Annotated in this window: 11 protein-coding genes and 1 tRNA gene; 5 read left to right on the forward strand and 7 right to left on the reverse strand. The window is 39.6% G+C overall.

Going from position 1 to position 17,382, the window contains the following annotated elements; translation table 11 throughout:
- Positions 1-105: 105 nt before the first annotated feature.
- Positions 106-1,464, forward strand: coding sequence for an argininosuccinate synthase (gene argG / locus KNQ97_RS17715; protein WP_171066375.1), 1,359 nt, complete (start codon positions 106-108; stop codon positions 1,462-1,464).
- A 59-nt stretch (positions 1,465-1,523) separates the two neighbouring features.
- Here argG and KNQ97_RS17720 read toward each other — a convergent pair whose 3' ends face one another.
- Positions 1,524-2,786, reverse strand: coding sequence for a diguanylate cyclase (locus tag KNQ97_RS17720; RefSeq protein WP_000013374.1), 1,263 nt, complete (start codon positions 2,784-2,786; stop codon positions 1,524-1,526).
- A gap of 149 nt (positions 2,787-2,935) precedes the next feature.
- Between KNQ97_RS17720 and pyrC the strand changes: the two genes are divergently transcribed.
- From pyrC to KNQ97_RS17740, 4 genes are all read left to right on the forward strand, one after another.
- Positions 2,936-3,970 carry a dihydroorotase gene (pyrC, locus tag KNQ97_RS17725; protein WP_001084867.1) on the forward strand — a complete coding sequence of 345 codons (1,035 nt, stop codon included), beginning with the start codon at positions 2,936-2,938 and terminating at the stop codon, positions 3,968-3,970.
- Positions 3,955-4,617 (forward strand): ribonuclease T, encoded by a 663-nt coding sequence (gene rnt, locus KNQ97_RS17730; RefSeq protein ID WP_001982681.1) that lies wholly within the window; start codon positions 3,955-3,957, stop codon positions 4,615-4,617. Before pyrC ends, rnt begins: the two co-directional genes overlap by 16 nt.
- A gap of 18 nt (positions 4,618-4,635) precedes the next feature.
- Positions 4,636-4,711: transfer RNA gene (locus KNQ97_RS17735), tRNA-Glu, on the forward strand.
- 183 nt (positions 4,712-4,894) lie between these two features.
- Positions 4,895-7,009, forward strand: coding sequence for a TonB-dependent siderophore receptor (locus tag KNQ97_RS17740; protein ID WP_253612536.1), 2,115 nt, complete (start codon positions 4,895-4,897; stop codon positions 7,007-7,009).
- 58 nt (positions 7,010-7,067) lie between these two features.
- Here the strand turns inward: KNQ97_RS17740 and KNQ97_RS17745 are convergent, their stop codons facing one another.
- From KNQ97_RS17745 to KNQ97_RS17770, 6 genes are all read right to left on the reverse strand, one after another.
- Positions 7,068-8,312, reverse strand: a complete 1,245-nt coding sequence (locus KNQ97_RS17745) for an NADH:flavin oxidoreductase/NADH oxidase family protein (protein WP_253612537.1) — start codon at positions 8,310-8,312, stop codon at positions 7,068-7,070.
- A 185-nt stretch (positions 8,313-8,497) separates the two neighbouring features.
- Positions 8,498-10,087, reverse strand: a complete 1,590-nt coding sequence (locus tag KNQ97_RS17750; protein ID WP_253612538.1) for an ABC transporter ATP-binding protein — start codon at positions 10,085-10,087, stop codon at positions 8,498-8,500.
- Positions 10,065-11,075 carry an ABC transporter permease gene (locus KNQ97_RS17755; protein ID WP_253612539.1) on the reverse strand — a complete coding sequence of 337 codons (1,011 nt, stop codon included), beginning with the start codon at positions 11,073-11,075 and terminating at the stop codon, positions 10,065-10,067. The genes KNQ97_RS17750 and KNQ97_RS17755 overlap by 23 nt, the downstream gene beginning before the upstream one ends.
- Entirely contained in the window at positions 11,075-12,127 is a 1,053-nt protein-coding gene (locus tag KNQ97_RS17760; RefSeq protein ID WP_000536102.1) for a microcin C ABC transporter permease YejB, read from the reverse strand. Before KNQ97_RS17760 ends, KNQ97_RS17755 begins: the two co-directional genes overlap by 1 nt.
- Positions 12,128-12,156: 29 nt before the next feature.
- A complete protein-coding gene (locus KNQ97_RS17765; protein ID WP_253612540.1) occupies positions 12,157-13,992 on the reverse strand; it encodes an extracellular solute-binding protein in 1,836 nt (611 codons plus the stop codon).
- A gap of 15 nt (positions 13,993-14,007) precedes the next feature.
- Positions 14,008-17,223, reverse strand: a complete 3,216-nt coding sequence (locus KNQ97_RS17770) for a LysM peptidoglycan-binding domain-containing protein (RefSeq protein ID WP_253612541.1) — start codon at positions 17,221-17,223, stop codon at positions 14,008-14,010.
- Positions 17,224-17,382 lie beyond the last annotated feature (159 nt).

The raw sequence follows: 17,382 nt of genomic DNA on the forward strand, positions 1-17,382 counted from the left end.
ACAAGTGAATTAATGCTTTTTTTGCCAAAAAAAGCACCATGAATAGTGCTACAATAGCCGCCATTCAGAATTCTCGAGACCGCCTCAACGGGGTCTTTTTCATAAATGTTAGGATTAGCAATGACTGATAATGCAACTATCTTGCAGCATGTACCAGTAGGCAAAAAAGTTGGGATTGCCTTCTCCGGTGGTCTAGACACTTCAGCTGCTTTATTGTGGATGAAACAAAAAGGCGCTGAGCCTTATGCATATACTGCAAACTTAGGCCAGCCAGATGAAGATGACTACGATGCAATTCCAAAGAAAGCAGAACAATACGGCGCTGTGAAAGCTCGCTTGATTGACTGCCGCTTACAATTGGCGCTTGAAGGTATTGCTGCAATTCAGTGTGGTGCATTCCATATCAGTACAGGTGGTGTTCCTTATTTCAATACGACTCCACTCGGTCGTGCAGTAACAGGTACTATGCTCGTTACTGCCATGAAAGAAGATGACGTAAACATCTGGGGTGACGGTTCAACTTATAAAGGTAACGATATTGAACGTTTCTATCGTTATGGTTTGTTGACTAACCCAAATCTTAAAATTTATAAGCCGTGGTTAGATCAAAACTTTATTGATGAGCTTGGTGGCCGTGCAGAAATGTCACAGTTCCTCATCGACAACGGTTTTGACTACAAAATGTCAAAAGAAAAAGCGTACTCAACTGACTCAAACATGTTGGGCGCAACTCACGAAGCAAAAGATCTTGAATACCTAAATGCAGGTATCAAAATCGTTGACCCAATCATGGGCGTTGCTTTCTGGAAAGAAGAAGTTGAAATCAAACCAGAAGAAGTGACTGTACGTTTTGAAGAAGGTGTACCTGTTGCATTAAATGGTCAGCGTTTTGACAATCCGGTTGAGCTTATTCTTGAAGCAAACCGTATTGGTGGTCGCCATGGTTTAGGTATGTCTGACCAAATCGAAAACCGTATTATCGAAGCGAAATCTCGTGGTATCTATGAAGCACCGGGTATGGCCCTTCTTCATATTGCTTACGAGCGTTTGGTTACTGGTATTCACAACGAAGATACGATCGAACAATACCGCATTAATGGTTTACGTTTAGGCCGTTTACTTTACCAAGGCCGTTGGTTCGACTCACAAGCGCTTATGTTGCGTGAAACTGCACAGCGTTGGGTAGCTAAAGCGATTACTGGTGAAATAACACTTGAACTTCGTCGTGGTAATGACTACACCATTATGAACACTGAATCTCCAAACTTAACGTACGAAGCTGAACGTTTAACAATGGAAAAAGGTGATTCAATGTTTACGCCAATGGACCGTATTGGTCAGTTGACTATGCGTAACCTCGACATTACCGATACACGTGCAAAACTAGGTATCTATACAGATGCTGGCTTGCTTTCAATCGGTCAAGGTTCTGCTGTACCTCAATTAGACAATAAGAAAAAATAATTTCTTATAAGGTCAAAAGAGCCACCTCAATAGGTGGCTTTTTTATACTTAAAGTTAAGTTAGGCAATTTCGGCGACTTGTAATGGTTGATAATAAATTTGATTACGACCAAGCTGTTTTGCCCGATATAAAGCCTGATCTGCCGCATGAATAAGCCTATCTTGTCCCATCTTTAGCCCACCCGTATATACAGTAAACCCTAAACTGATAGTGACATACTTCGACACTAAAGAAGCTGCATGAGGAATCGCTTGCCGTTCAATGGCTTTATAGATATTTGCAGCCACTGAATAAGCGCCCTGTGCAGGTGTTTCAGGTAAAAGTACAACGAACTCCTCGCCCCCATAACGCGCAACAAAGTCAACATGACGAATTGAGTTTTTAATTGCTGCGGCAATGCTAGAGATGACTTTATCTCCCATCTGGTGCCCGTAAAAATCGTTATAGTTTTTAAAAAAATCAATATCAATAAATAAAACAGCTAAAGGACGCTTCTCTTGATTTGCTCGGTAGTAGAAAAAATCAAACATCTCATCAAATGTACGTCGATTCGAAATTTGAGTAAGCGCATCTTGCTGACTTAAATGCAGAAGTTCCGATGCTTCAATCCGTAAGATCTGTTCATTAATTTCAGCAAGTTGGTTATTTAAAAAAAGACTTCTCTCTCTTGAGATGAGCATACTGCTAATCGAGAAACCTAAAATACAACTACCGAACAAAGCACGACCCAGTGCAATATAGTCACAATTTACGTCTAACAAAATAAGAAAAGCAAAAACTAAAAATGCTGCCAATAAACCAACACAAAGCATATGCAAAGGTTTAATACCGCTTAATATGAACCCGAGCATATATAAAAATGAAAGAAGCAACATAGACTGGTTCTTCAGCGCCATATTTCCGACACTAAGCAATAACATCGCATTAATAATAATGGTTAAAAATACAATGCCACATGCAGCTAAATAAAAGTGCTCGGAGAGTTTTGTAAATTTGGCAAAAACCCAAAACAATAACAGGGCAAGTGCAATATTCATTGCACTAAGTAAGCAATGAATAAAGTCCAAAGTAATATAAGGTACCCCAATCACTAAATAGTCGGTCGGCAGGGCCAATAAAATAAAAATTAAATAAGTTAGTACACCACTTGCTAGAAACTTTGAGATGTTCTGTCTAGTTCGATCAAGATTTAAACACCAGAATTTTTTTTCCAGTTGTTTGGGCAAAGGCATATTGGCATAACGATGGGTATGTAGAGTGACCAAATACTCGATTTCTTCTTTAGATTTGAGTAATTGATGTACATTTCCCCTATTCGCCACTAGTCGATTCCTACATATTCTGCATTAACAAAATATAACATTATTTTTTAAAGCTCCCTGCGCTTTATTTTGCCATTTGTCCGTAATTCTCGTTACCATTTTCACACTTTATCGATTATCATTTGTTTTATTTCGAAGTTTGAACTGCCTTGAACTCTATTACCCTGCTCCAGCCAGATGATTGGCATGCACATTTACGTGATGGTTTAGCATTAAAACGTACTGTTCCAGATTTGGCTAAACAATTCGCCCGTGCGATTTGTATGCCTAACCTTGTACCGCCTGTAAAAACAGTAGAAGAAGCTTTAGCTTATCGCGAACGCATTCTTGCTCATGTTCCGGAAGGCAATAATTTTGACCCTCGTATGGTGCTTTATTTTACTGACCACACTTCACCAGATGAAGTTCGTAAAATTAAAGAATCAGAACATGTAAATGCGATTAAGCTTTATCCTGCTGGTGCGACCACAAACTCCGATAATGGTGTGAGTGATATTCGTAAAGTTTATGCAGTCATTGAGCAATTAGAGGAACATCAAGTTCCGTTATTGCTTCATGGTGAAGTAACTCATAATCATGTAGATATTTTTGATCGTGAAAAACGCTTCCTAGATGAGGTATTATCACCTCTATTGAAACAGTTCCCGAAACTTAAAGTTGTGCTTGAGCACATCACTACCAGTGATGCAGCACACTTTGTTTTAGAACAAGACCGTAATGTGGCGGCAACAATCACTCCACAACATTTATTATTTAACCGTAATGATATGTTGGTTGGTGGTATTAAACCGCACTTCTACTGTTTACCAATTTTAAAACGTCAAACGCATCAAACGACTTTACTTGAAGTGGCGACAAGCGGTAATCCTAAGTTTTTCTTAGGTACAGACAGCGCTCCTCATGCACAAAATGCAAAAGAGAATGCTTGTGGATGTGCAGGCTGCTATAGTGCACCAAATGCAATTGAGCTTTATGCACAAGCATTTGACCAAGTCGGTAAATTAGAGCGTCTAGAAGGTTTTGCTAGCCATTTTGGTGCGGACTTCTACGGTCTACCACGTAATACTTCTACCATTACTTTGGTTAAAGAAGATAACCTCGTTCCAGAATCTTTTGATTATTTAGATAATCAAAAAATCATCCCGCTGCATGCCGGGAAAACGCTGCAATGGAGAAAAGTGTGACACAAGAAAACTCTGTCCCGGTCATTGGCCAACGTTTTCGTGGCTTCTTACCTGTTGTTGTCGATGTTGAAACGGCAGGTTTTAATGCCCAGACAGATGCATTGCTAGAAATCGCATGCATTCCGATTGTGTATGATGCGCAGGGACAATTTGTCCCTGGTCCTGCATTTCATGCACATATTAACCCTTTTGAAGGGGCTAACCTCGACCGCCGTTCGCTAGACTTCATTGGTATTGACCCATTCAACCCAATGCGTATTGCAATGGCTGAAGATGAAAGAACTGCTTTACGTCGCATTTTTAAATCGGTTAATGAAGTTCGTAAACAGCAACATTGTACTCATGCAGTACTCGTAGGCCACAACGCGCATTTTGACCTTGGGTTTTTACAAGCGGCCATTGCTCGCTCAGGCACAAAAAACCAAAACCCGTTCCATAGTTTTTCAGTGATGGATACGGTCACTTTAAGTGCAGTAATGTTTGGACAAACTGTACTTGCAAAAGCATGTATTCAAGCTGGAATTGAGTTTGATGGTAAAGAAGCACACTCTGCTTTATACGATACTCAAAAGACTGCTGAACTGTTTTGCTATATTTTGAACAAACTATCTCCTTACCTCCTTGACAGTTTGGTGGCGGCTTCTTAAGATACCGCCATCCTCAACGTCCCTATCGTCTAGAGGCCTAGGACATCGCCCTTTCACGGCGGTAACCGGGGTTCGAATCCCCGTAGGGACGCCATATTCTCTTCATATAAAATTTTTCTCTCTAAGTTCTGTCTTCTTATTCTTTTTATATTTTTCTTTATTTCTAAATAAAATACACTTGTGCAAATATATCACTGATCCAGTATTTCCTTTACATAGATTTACAATATAATAATTCTTATTTTTATACTGATATTTATTATCAAAAAGGTTTTAAATGGATCTTAAGCTTCGCCTTCTCTCCCTGAGTATTGCACAACTATGCTGTATTCCAGCTGCTTTTGCAGACACGAACAACTCTTCAACTACTCTTGCAACTATCAAAATTAAAGCCCAACAGGCATCTGACCAGACTTATAAAGTGGATAGTTCCAGTAGTGCTACGCGTAGTGAAATTGCATTACAAAATACCCCGCAATCTGTAAGCGTAGTAACCCAAAAAGTAATTGAAGATATTGGTGCAACTCGCTTAGTTGAAGCACTTGATTTAGCTGGTGGCGTGACTCGTGCTAATAACTTTGGTGGTCAAGGTTTAACTGGTTTTAACGTGCGCGGGTTTACCAGTGGTGAGTTTTATCGAAATGGGTTTCCAATTAACCGTGGCTATCCAAATGCGCCAGATAGCAACACCATTGAACGTGTAGACGTTTTACGTGGCCCCTCTTCTAGCTTATATGGACGTGGTGACCCAGGCGGTACGTTTAACTTAATTTCTAAAACACCAAAGTCTGAGCAACAAACCACTTTAGGGGCACAGCTCAACAGTGAAGGTCTATACCGCACTACCGTAGACACGACAGGTACTGTACCCGATGCAGAAAATATTGGTTATCGTCTAAATGTGATTGCAGAAGGTGGGGATAGTTACCGTGACCATATCGAATCTAAACGTTATGGCATTGCTCCAGTCATTCAATGGCAAGCTACTGATGCCACCAAAGTTACTTTTGAAGCCGATATTTTAAGAAACCAACATCCACTCGACCGTGGTCATACACGTTATCCAGCACAGAAATCTTTTAATAGCTCACCAGAAACCTATTTATGGGAAACGGGTAAATACTACAATCGACTCTACAATGATAACAATATGACTCAATTACGAGTTGAACATGACCTTGGGAATGACTGGAAGCTAAATGCTGGCGTGCAATATTTAAATGGCAAATTGCATGGCTATGCAGTAGAAGCAAATGGCATACAGGCTGATGGAGAAACATTAGGGCGAAATTACAATTATCGCGAATTAAAATGGCAAGATACCGATGCCCAAATTAATCTCACAGGTAATTTTCAGCTTTTAGGTTTAGCCCATACTTTAGTGACTGGGCTTGAATATGAAAATTATGATTATAAGTCATACATTATTCGCTCAAGTGGAGATATCGGTAGCTACCCTATTAATATTTATAATCCAGTTTTAGGGCAACCTTTACCTGAGCTCAATCGTGTAACCACACATGACCGTGAAAACTTAAAAACAACGGCCCTTTTTGTACAAGACCAAATCGACTTAAATGAGCGTTTAAGTGCACTCTTAGGCTTACGATTTGAACATTACGAGCACGATTACAAAAACCTATTACCAAATACTACCAACTGGAATACCAGTCATGATGCATTTATTCCACGTTTAGGCTTAGTTTATAAAGCAAGTGATGACCTTTCACTCTATGGCAATGCTGCAAAATCTTTTAAACCCAATACTGGCGCCAGCCGTAACGGAGAAGGTTTTGATCCTGAAGAAGGTACGGCTTACGAGTTAGGTTTTAAATGGCAAGCACTTGATAATATGTTATCAATTGATTCCGCTATTTTTTATGCTAATAAAGAAAATGTATTAACATTAGACCCTGTTGATTCAGCTTATAAAGTCGCTGCTGGCGAAGTTCGTAGCCGTGGCATTGAGTTAAATATTGCTGGTCAAATTACACCAGCTTGGAAAATTATTGGTGGATATGCTTATACAGATGCGGAAGTAACTAAAGACAATACTTTGCAAAAAGGAACAGCTCTAGCCAATATTCCAAAAAATAGTTTTAATCTTTTAAATATCTATGAATTTCAAGATGGCCCTTTACAAGGCTTAGGTCTAGGCATCAATCAAAAATATATTGATAAACGTGCAGGTCAGACAGCTAATAGTACCTATACCATGAAAGGTTATGCAGTTACAGATTTGGTTTCTTATTATCAGGCGACACCAAAACTTCGTCTTAACTTAGATGTGAAGAACATTTTTGATAAAGTTTATGATGAAAGTGCTTTCAATTTATATGCTTATCCGGGTGAATCACGTACCGTTCGATTAGGTATGAGCTATACGTTCTAAATTGAGCATAAAGGTACTATTTCATCCTTAGAAATAGTACCTTTACTTTAAGAAATTTTTACGCTGACTTACGTGAATTCACGCGTCCTTGAACAACAGCCTTAATATTACCCTTGGCATAATTTAAAAACACGATTAAAGGTGACAGTTTAGGATTTGGCTTTTTACCCTGCCCAATGGCTTTAAATTGTGCCGCGTACCAAATAATTTCCATAATTGCCATTTTATCGACAAAAGGTAAACCTGTTTTAATTGGTTTTACGGCGTAGCGAACGTCTTGGCCTGCGATTAAACGGTCAGTTAAATCTGTTTCAACAGCAAGTGGACGAGCAATACCAATAAAGTCGCATGCCCCACTTGCTAGAGCAGCATTCATGCCTTCTACTGTACGGAAGCCACCTGTCACCATAAGTTTACATTTTACATACTGACGGATTTTTTCAGCGAAGTCTAAGAAATACGCTTCACGTGCAATAGTACTTGCCTTACGTTTATCAGCTTTGGCACCAGCCATTGCAGGTGCTTCGTAAGTTCCACCTGAGATTTCAATTAAGTCGATTCCTGCTTCATCAACTGCTTTAAATACCGAAATCACATCTTCTTCGCTAATACCGCCGCGTTGGAAGTCGGCAGAGTTGAGCTTAACTGAAATAATAAAATTATCAGAAGTTGCTTCACGTACTGCTTTATAAACTTCTAGTAAAAAGCGAGTACGGTTTTCGATTGAACCACCCCACTGGTCTGTACGTTTATTGGTTAATGGTGATAAAAACTGGCTAATTAAATAGCCATGTGCACCATGTAACTGTACCCCTTCAAAACCCGCCTTTTCACAAATACGAGCAGCAGTCGCAAAACGTTTAATAATATCCAAAATTTCTTCATGCGTAAGAGCACGTGGAGTACCAAACATAGTCGCTAAAGCTGGGCTAAAAGGAACTGCCGAAGGTGCAACTGTTTCTTTATTTAGGCCCTTTGGACACTGACGACCAGGGTGAGACAATTGAATAAGCTGTACCATTCCATATTGTTTACCGACTGCTGCCCATTCTTTTAAACGCTCTAGGTCACGCTCGGTTTCAATCACCACTACCCCAGGTTCGTTTTTGGCCTCTACATTGACCATAACATTTCCAGTAATCGCACAGCCCAAACCACCTTTGGCCCATGCACTATACAAACCTAAATGTAATTCATTCGGCTGGCCTTCATAGTTTGCAAGTGCCTCACTCATTGCACCTTTAATAATCCGGTTTTTAAATGTGGTATTTCGAATTGTGATTGGTTGTGCAATCTGGCTCATGGTTAACCTCTTTTAATATTTTAGAGCAATTACTCTAATTTAGATGAGTTATAGGTCATGTCAAGGGGAAATCGACAACTGACAATAGCACATGTCAAATTTAAAAAATATAAAAAAATGCAACTTTTTGCATTAAAAATTTAAATAAAATTTATTATTATAAAACAGAATCTTATTAAATATATTTAACAACTTGCTGCAATTAATTGCTTGGTATATTCAGTTTTTGGGGCATTAAACAACTGCTCAGTCGGCTGATATTCCATAACTTTTGCATGTCGTAATACCATCACTTTATGACACAGTGCTTTGACCACATTTAAATCATGACTAATAAAAATATAGCTCAAGTGCTCTGTTTGTTGTAAACGTCGTAATAATTGAATCATCGCTTTTTGCGTGGTTCGGTCTAAGGCAGACGTTGGTTCATCTAAAATTAAAAGTTTAGGTCGAACTACTAAAGCTCTCGCTAAAGCAACACGTTGTCGTTGCCCACCAGAAAGTTCATGTGGATAGCGATGTTGAAAGCCTTCAGCCAACTCAACTTTTATTAAAGCTGATTCAACTTGCTGTTTAATTTCTTTATCAGCTATCGCTTTGACTTTTAACCCTTCAGCAATAATCTGCCCTACCGTCATACGTGGGTTTAGACTACCAAATGGATCTTGGAAAACAATCTGTAAGTCTGACCTGATCTTGCGTAAAGCTTTTTGTTCTAAGCGGTTTATATCTTGCCCTAGAAAGTTAATCTGTCCCTCACTTTTAATTAATCGAACCAGAGCCAAAGCCAATGAAGATTTTCCGGATCCACTTTCACCCACAATGCCTAATGCTTCGCCTTGAGCAAGCTCAAAATTTACATTTTCAACCGCATTGGTATAACCCTGAATTCGGTTAAAGAAACCACGTCGTATTGGATATTTAACATTGAGTTGTTGAACAGATAAAATTTTATGACTGGTTGAACGTTGCTCAGCGAAACCAAGGTCATGTTCTAATAATTGCTGGGTATAAATTGACGCAGGATTTTTAAAGATCTGCTGAAGCTGACCTTGCTCTACAACTTGTCCTTTGTGTAATACAATCAGCTTATCAGCATAACGGCGTACCAAATTTAAATCATGGCTAATTAAAATCAGTGCCATACCATATTTGCTTTGCAAAGATTTTAATAATTCTAAAATTTGCGTCTGTAAAATCACATCAAGCGCGGTAGTTGGTTCATCTGCAATTAAAATTTTAGGTTGAAGAGCTAGCGCAGCTGCAATCATTACCCGCTGTTTTTGACCACCTGAAAGTTCATGCGGATAACGTTTTAAAATGTACTCTGGATTAGCGATTCCTACATCTTTTAATAATTGAATTACCTGCTGCTGAGCTTTCGATTTTGATCTACCTTGTAAAATAAAATTTTCACCGACAATTTTTTCAACCCGATGTAATGGGTTTAAAGCTGTAGAAGGCTCCTGAAAAATCATGGCAATATGATGGCCACGTAAATAAGTTCTAGTCTTTTCGTCTATTTGTAAAATATTTTTTGAATCAATAATAATACGACCAGATGTTTTTAATTTTTCTGGTAATAATCCCATCATCGCCAAACAGCTTATTGTTTTACCTGAACCACTTTCACCTACAATTGCAAGCGTATCACCAGCTTGTAAGTGTAAATTGAGACCTTCCAATAAAATCTGATCTTGCGTAGAGATTGAAAGGTTTTCTATTTTTAGCAAGGTAGCATCTTCACTTAAGTTATTTTCTTGGGTCAAATACATCGCGTGCAGCCTCCCCAATATAAATTAATAATGACAACACAAAAGCAAGGCTAAAAAATCCTGATAAAGCCAACCAAGGTGCATCCAAGTTATTTTTACCTTGTAGCAATAATTCACCTAAAGAAGCTGCATCTGGTGGTAAGCCATAGCCCAAGAAATCAAGTGCGGTTAAAGCAATAATATTAGTGGTCAAAATAAAAGGTAACTGCGATAGACTAGAACTTATGGCATTTGGCAAAATGTGCTTAAAGATAATTGCTCTATCAGTTACACCTAAAGCCTGAGCCGCACGCACATAGTCAAGTTGACGCGCTTTTAAAAATTCGGCACGGACAATTCCCACAAGTACAGTCCAGCTAAAGAACAGCATAATAAAAAATAGCCAATATACATTTGGGGTAAACATGCTGACCAAAATCATGACCATAAAGAGCATAGGTAAACCATTCCAGACTTCTACCAGTCGTTGCCCTAACAAATCGACCCAGCCACCATAGTAGCCTTGTATAGCACCCACAAAAATGCCAAGTAGTGCTGCACAACCTGTTAAAGCCAAGCCGAAAAGTAATGAGACTCTAAGCCCATAGAGAATACGTGCAAGTACGTCTCGCCCTTGGTCATCTGTTCCTAACCAGTTCTGCTTAGAAGGTGGCGATGGCACAGATACAGCCAAGTCTAAATTAGGAGTCTGGTAAGAAAATCTTATAAGGGGCCAAATAGCCCATCCTTTATGATTGATAAGCTTTTGTACAGCGGGATCTTTATAATCTGCTTCTGTTTCAAACACGCCACCAAAAGTGGTTTCGGGATATGTTTTAAAGACAGGCAAATAATAAGCGTCCTCATATTTCACCAATAATGGTTTGTCGTTAGCAATGAGCTCAGCAGCTAAGGACATCCCTAAAATGAGGCTAAACAAAACAAAGCTTGCCCACCCTAATTTATGTTGCCTAAACTTTTGCAGTCGTGATCGCACAATAAAAGACATTATTTGCCTCCTTGTGCGTCAAAGTGAATACGCGGATCAATCCATTGATACAGTACATCGCAAATAAGTCGTAAAAGCAGACTGAACAGCGTGAAGAAAAATAATACGCCAAAAATAACCGGATAGTCTCGCTGAACAATTGCTTCAAAGCCCAACAACCCCACACCATCTAGGTGAAAAATAATTTCAATAAACAGATTTCCCACAAAGAAAATACCTGCTAAAGCCTCAGGCAATCCCGCAAGAACCACTAAAATGGCATTACGAAATACATGTTTATATAAGACTTGCTGGCTATTTAAACCTTTTGCATAAGCTGCCAAGACATAAGGTTTATTAAGCTCTTCTAAAAATGAATACTTAGTTAGATAAGTTAGGCTGGCAAAACCACCCAACACCATGGTAATAAGCGGCAACGTCATGTGCCATAAATAGTCCGTAATTTTTCCGAACCAACTCAATTGATAAAAATTATCTGACACTAGATTTTGTAGTGGGAACCACTGAAAATATGAACCGCCAGCAAAAAAGACAATAAGTAGTATACCAAAGACAAAGCTGGGTACTGCATAACCCACCACTAGCAATAAAGAAGTGGAACGATCAAACCATGTACCTTGTTGTTTGGCTTTTTTAATACCGAGCGGAATTGAAATAAGATAAATCAGCAAAGTGCTCCATAGCCCAAGTGAAATTGACACAGGCATTTTTTCCCAGAGCAGCTCAACCACTGATTTATCTTTAAAAAAGCTTTGTCCAAAGTCTAAAGTCAAATAGCCTTTTAACATCAGTAAAAAACGTTCTACTGGAGAATGATCAAACCCGTATTGGGCTTTAATTTGCTCGACCATTTCAGGACTTAATCCTTTAGCACCTTGATAATACATTTCAGTGCCTAATATACGCCCTGCTCCTAAACCACTTTCTACTTCATGAATTGCCTGTTCAACTGGTCCACCCGGTGCAATTTGCACGACCACAAAGTTGATCAATAAAATAATGAACAACGTTGGAATCATTAAAAGAAGTCGCTTTAGAATATATGAACCCATATAACAGGATTTCCTTTAGGTACGTGCTTTTATTGTTGATGTAAATATTGAGCAACTTTCTTAGCTTGGTTTGCATTACTCCACCAATACTCTATACCGGCAGAGAGCACAGGTTTCACTTTAGGCTGCTGATACATATTCCAGTACGCATACCAATAATCCCCTTTTCCATAAGTCGGGATCTGGTAATATCCTGCACGAAGTAATCGGTCAAGAACATGAGTATAAGTGATTTGCTGTTCACGGTCTTTGGCAGTGACCAGTTTTGAAATCACCTCATCAATTACCGGATTACGAATACCAGCGTAGTTATAGTTGCCATCTTGAACTGCTGCGGCACTTCCCCAGAACTGAGCCTGTTCATTGCCCGGGTTTAAAGATTGAGGCAAATTCATCGTAGTCATGTCAAAGTCATAACGGCGTGTACGCTCTAAATATTGCGGCGCATCAACCTGCCTTAAATTAATATTAATTCCTAATTTTTTTAAATTTCTTACAAATGGCATCAGTGTTCTTTGTTTGCCATCTTGCTGAATGAGAAACTCAATTTGTACAGGTTTGCCTTCGGGCGTATATAACTGCCCTTCTTTAATTTTATAACCCGCCTCAATCAGCAACTGTCTAGCAAATAATAGGTTTTGCCGGTTAAAACCACTGGCATCTGAAGCTGGATATTTCCAATCAGCCAAAACAGCTTTTTGCATGATTGGAGAAAGCTTTGGCAAAAGAGGCTTTAATATGGCCATTTCATTGTTTGAAGGACGACTTGTCGCTGCCAAATCACTATTTTCAAAATAACTTTGTAGTCTTTGATATTGTCCGTAAAACAAAGCTTTATTTTGCCATTCAAAATCATAGGCATAAGTTAAAGCTTGTCTAAAGCGGATGTCATTGAAAGGTTTGCGCCTTGTGTTAAAAACATAACTCTCGGTTGCAATGGGGTTATGATGTCTAAATTTATATTGCGTTACCAAGCCTGCTTTTACAGCCGGAAAATGATAGTCAGTAACCCATTTTTTAGGATTAGTTTCTTCATGCAAGGTATATTGCCCAGATTTAAAACCTTCGAATGCAATATCCCAATTTCGGTAATAAACATACTTTAAATGATCGAAGTTATAGCGCCCTTTATTAATAGGTAAGTCTTTTGCCCAATAGTTCGGATTACGTTTATAACTAATACTTCGACCTGCATCAATTTTCTCAACCACGTAAGGCCCTGAGCCTATAATCGGTTGCAAGCTAATACGGGTAAAATCGCGTTTCTGCCAATCTACTTTTGAGTAAATCGGTAAACTCGCCACAACAAATGGCATTTTAGGATTATGGCTGGACTTAAAAGTGAATTTAACTTGATGTGGGTTTATCACTTCTGTTTTCGCTAAGTCTCCAAGATACATTTGTAGACCAAAATTAGATTTGGTTTGATAGGTATCAAAGCTAAATTTCACATCTTCAGCTGTTACGGGCAGCCCATTACTAAATCGAGCTTTTGGGTTTAAATAAAAAGTAACTGACTGGGTTTTTATAGGATCATACGAAACTTTTTCTGCCAAGAGTGGATATAACACGCCCACTTCATCAAGTGACTGGGTCATTAAAGTATCAAAAAGATAATTTACCCCTTCTGTCGCATTTCCCTTACCGTTCATACTGTTTAAGTTATCAAATGTCCCTTGCGCAGCCTGACTCAATACTCCGCCTTTAGGTGCATTCGGGTTGGCATAAGGCATAGCAGCCATTGCCAGATATTTAGGCTTAGAATGAATTGCGATATACGGCGTGGTTTGCTGAGCAGAGAATATAACTTGCGAAAAAACACTGAGCCCGACTAGCAGGCTCAGTTGAGAATATAACTTTTGCATAAAGTACTAATTATTCTATAAATTAGGCACTTTAATGATATCGCCAATACGCAATTGAGTCGACGGTGTTAGGTTGTTGAGTTCCGCCAATAAAGTGGTTTCTAAACCATATTTACTCGCAAGACCAATTAAGGTATCACCACGTTTGACTTTGTATTCCACTACAGTTTTTGGAATCACAATATTTTGTCCACGCTGTAAATTGGCATTTGCTTTTAATGCATTCATTTCAGCAAGTTCACGAACTGAAATACCCGCACGACTCGCAATAGCATTTAACGACTCACCAGCTTTAACCGTGTACTTTTCAGTATTTTTTCCTGCAACTACAGCTTTTGGAGACGATTTTGCCGTATCCGTTTTAGCTGCTTCTACTGTTGGTAAATCACCTGTTAATTTTAAGCGTTGACCAACACGAACATTACTGTTGCGAGACAAACCATTCAATGCAGCAAGGTAATCTAACTGTAAATGATAGCGGTTGGCGATATTTCCTAGGCTATCACCAGATTTAACTGTGTAGGTCTCTGGTGTTTCTTCTTTGGTATTTTTAGCCGAAACTTTGCTAGTTGTTTCAACTTCACCAGTTAATTTTAAACGCTGACCAGCACGAAGGCCTGCAGTACGTGACAAACCATTCAAATCAGCCAAATAACTGGTTTGTAAGTTATATTTAGCTGCAATTGCATTTAAGCTATCGCCTGACTGCACAACATATTGGTCAGGAACTGATGCACCAGCCGGAACTTTTAGAGTTTGTCCCAGTTGGACATGACTGTTGGCTTTTAAGTTGTTCAGTTCAGCAAGCTCAGCTAGGCTAATTTTAGACTTAGTCGCAATGCTTGATAATGTATCACCACGCTGCACTTTATAACTTTCAGTTTTATATGATGGACCTGCTGCAAGCTTTTCATATTTACCAGAAGCCTTGCTGTCATCAACTTCATCAACAGTGATTTCTTTTGCAGGTACATTAATTTTTTGGCCTACAATTAAACTACTACCAGCTGATAACCCTGGTGTTAGGTCTGCCAACTCTTGATTAGATAATGCATAACGGTCTGCAATTAATTTCAAATATTCGCCACGTTTAACCGTATAACTCTTCGTTGCAATACGACGTGTACTTGCTTGAATTGCCTTTGGTTCTACTTTAGCAGCACGATTACCTTTAGGCTCTTTTAACTGTAATTTTTGCCCTACAAACAAGCCATCTGTTACAGATAAATCGTTATATTCAGCTAGCTGTTTCACTGACAAATTAAATTGATTTGCCACTCCTGTTAAACTGTCATTTGCTTGAACAACATAGACATCAGGTTTAGTTGCCGATTTTGCCGTAGTTTCCGCCTCTTGAGGCTTAGCATCATAGAGATATAGACTGGTTCCTACAAATAAAGTCTTTTCAGGATCAATCTGGTTCCATTTAGCTACATCACGCCAGTTCACACCATTCTTCATGGCAATAACTGCTAAAGTATCGCCCGGTTGTACTGTATAAGTACTACGCTTACCTTTAGGTTGTACAACCACAACATCTGTATCAGTCTTGATATAAGGCTTATCTTTATTGCGCTGAGCATCTTCAGAGTTTGCAAGAGTTGCATCTTCAGCTAAAGTTTTTGGATAAGCAAAACCTTTACTTACTTCTTTACCTTGCTGCTCAGCAACAGATTGGCTGGTCTGAATTGCGGTTAACTTAATTTTGCCGTCATACGGATCGACAATTTCTGTACCCTGAGGTGCAAGTGCTTTTAACTCGGCAACAACTTGATCTTTTTCAGCTTGAGTAGCTTGAGGCTCTAAAGCTTGATCAACTGTTTCCTTTTCCCCTTCAGCACGCACTGCCGCTAAAATTTTCTCGCGTTCAGTTGCTGAAATTGGCGGTTCCGTTCTCACAGGTTTGATATTTGCAGCCGGAGTGACCGCAACAGGAATACGTGGTGCACTTGGTACATCAGCTGACGCTGCAAAAGCAGCTAGCGCATCAGAACCACGAGGTGTTGCAGTTTTTACCGTTACCGAGCTGCTACTTGTTTTAGCAGGCGTCGATGGTCTTACTGGCTGAGCTGGAGTTGATGGAGTAGTTCTAACTGTGACTGAGGTTGAAGTTGTTGTGGTCGGTTTAGACGGCGAAGTAACACTTGCCCACCAGCCTGAACTTCCACCTGCTTTCATTCCTTTTAACTTGTTATCCACTGAAGGACTTATATCAGCTGGAATCAAAATACGCATTGGACTTGCAGGGTCTACTGTTTCACCACGATAGCCTGGGTTTAATGCATATAACTCAGCACGGCTAAGGCCCGTTACCGATGCGATTTCATTTAAAGATAATGGTGCAGATAAGGTAACTTCACGGAAATGGGGCCTGTTTGCAATCGGAGGTAACGAAACCCCATAAGCGCGTGGGTTTTTAATAATTTGTGCAACAGCCAAGAAACGCGGAACATAGTTCATGGTTTCTTGCGGTAATTTTAGTGACCAATAGTCTGTTGGCAAACCAGCAGCCTGATTTCGGTTAATCGCCTGTTGAATACGACCCGGACCAGCGTTATAAGCAGCCAAAGCTAATTCCCATGAACCGAACTGGTTATATAAGCTTCCTAAAAACTCATAGGCAGCACGAGTAGATTCCACAACATCACGGCGTCCGTCGTACATACCCGTTTGTTGTAAACCATAAATACGACCAGTACTAGGAATAAATTGCCATAAACCCGCCGCCGCCGCACTACTTGTTGCAGCTGGGTCATATGAACTTTCAATCACTGGTAATAACGCAAGTTCGGTTGGAAGACCACGGCGTTCTGCTTCTTTAACAGTATGATATAAATAACGACTTGCGCGAGCACTTAAGCGGTCAAGGTAGGGCTGACGTGAGATAAACCAACTACGCTGTGCTTCAATACGTGGATCCCAATGATTAAGGTCCATTTTGAAGCCTACGGCCATACGCTTCCAGACATCACCGTGTTTTAAAATAAGTAAACGGTCACCCTCTACAGCGCGCATATCTGTTGCTGAAAGTAAGTCTTCTAAAGAGTCCAGACTGCTTGCATCAAGATAGCCTGCTCCACTCACCTGTTTTGTTTTCGAGGTTTTTGCAGATTGCGGAGTCGAAGAACAGCCTGTTGTAATACCCAACGCAGCTAAAGCAGAGCTAAGGACTGTAATTTTGAATAATGATGCTGCAGATGGCTGCCACACAAATGTGGTTGGTTTATACATAAAAACTTCCAAACAACTCGCGTAATATTTCTTGGGGTCTGCCCACAAACCCTAGGTCTTCGATGCCATTGTAGTAAAGCATGCAAGATAGACAAGGCAATAATTTAATGTCATTTGCATGGAAATGTTACAAGAAATTAAAAAAAGCTTGCTTTGTAA

The organism is Acinetobacter sp. UC24323 (assembly GCF_024151445.1).
Lineage (GTDB): Bacteria > Pseudomonadota > Gammaproteobacteria > Pseudomonadales > Moraxellaceae > Acinetobacter > Acinetobacter baumannii.

What these genes read in the sequence shown, in the direction of transcription:
- KNQ97_RS17770 (WP_253612541.1), bottom strand. Translation starts at nt 17,223, where the DNA reads ATGTATAAACCAACCACATTTGTGTGGCAGCCATCTGCAGCATCATTA.
- KNQ97_RS17765 (WP_253612540.1), bottom strand. Translation starts at nt 13,992, where the DNA reads ATGCAAAAGTTATATTCTCAACTGAGCCTGCTAGTCGGGCTCAGTGTT.
- KNQ97_RS17740 (WP_253612536.1), top strand. Translation starts at nt 4,895, where the DNA reads ATGGATCTTAAGCTTCGCCTTCTCTCCCTGAGTATTGCACAACTATGC.
- KNQ97_RS17750 (WP_253612538.1), bottom strand. Translation starts at nt 10,087, where the DNA reads ATGTATTTGACCCAAGAAAATAACTTAAGTGAAGATGCTACCTTGCTA.
- KNQ97_RS17760 (WP_000536102.1), bottom strand. Translation starts at nt 12,127, where the DNA reads ATGGGTTCATATATTCTAAAGCGACTTCTTTTAATGATTCCAACGTTG.
- rnt (WP_001982681.1), top strand. Translation starts at nt 3,955, where the DNA reads ATGGAGAAAAGTGTGACACAAGAAAACTCTGTCCCGGTCATTGGCCAA.
- KNQ97_RS17745 (WP_253612537.1), bottom strand. Translation starts at nt 8,312, where the DNA reads ATGAGCCAGATTGCACAACCAATCACAATTCGAAATACCACATTTAAA.
- KNQ97_RS17755 (WP_253612539.1), bottom strand. Translation starts at nt 11,075, where the DNA reads ATGTCTTTTATTGTGCGATCACGACTGCAAAAGTTTAGGCAACATAAA.
- argG (WP_171066375.1), top strand. Translation starts at nt 106, where the DNA reads ATGTTAGGATTAGCAATGACTGATAATGCAACTATCTTGCAGCATGTA.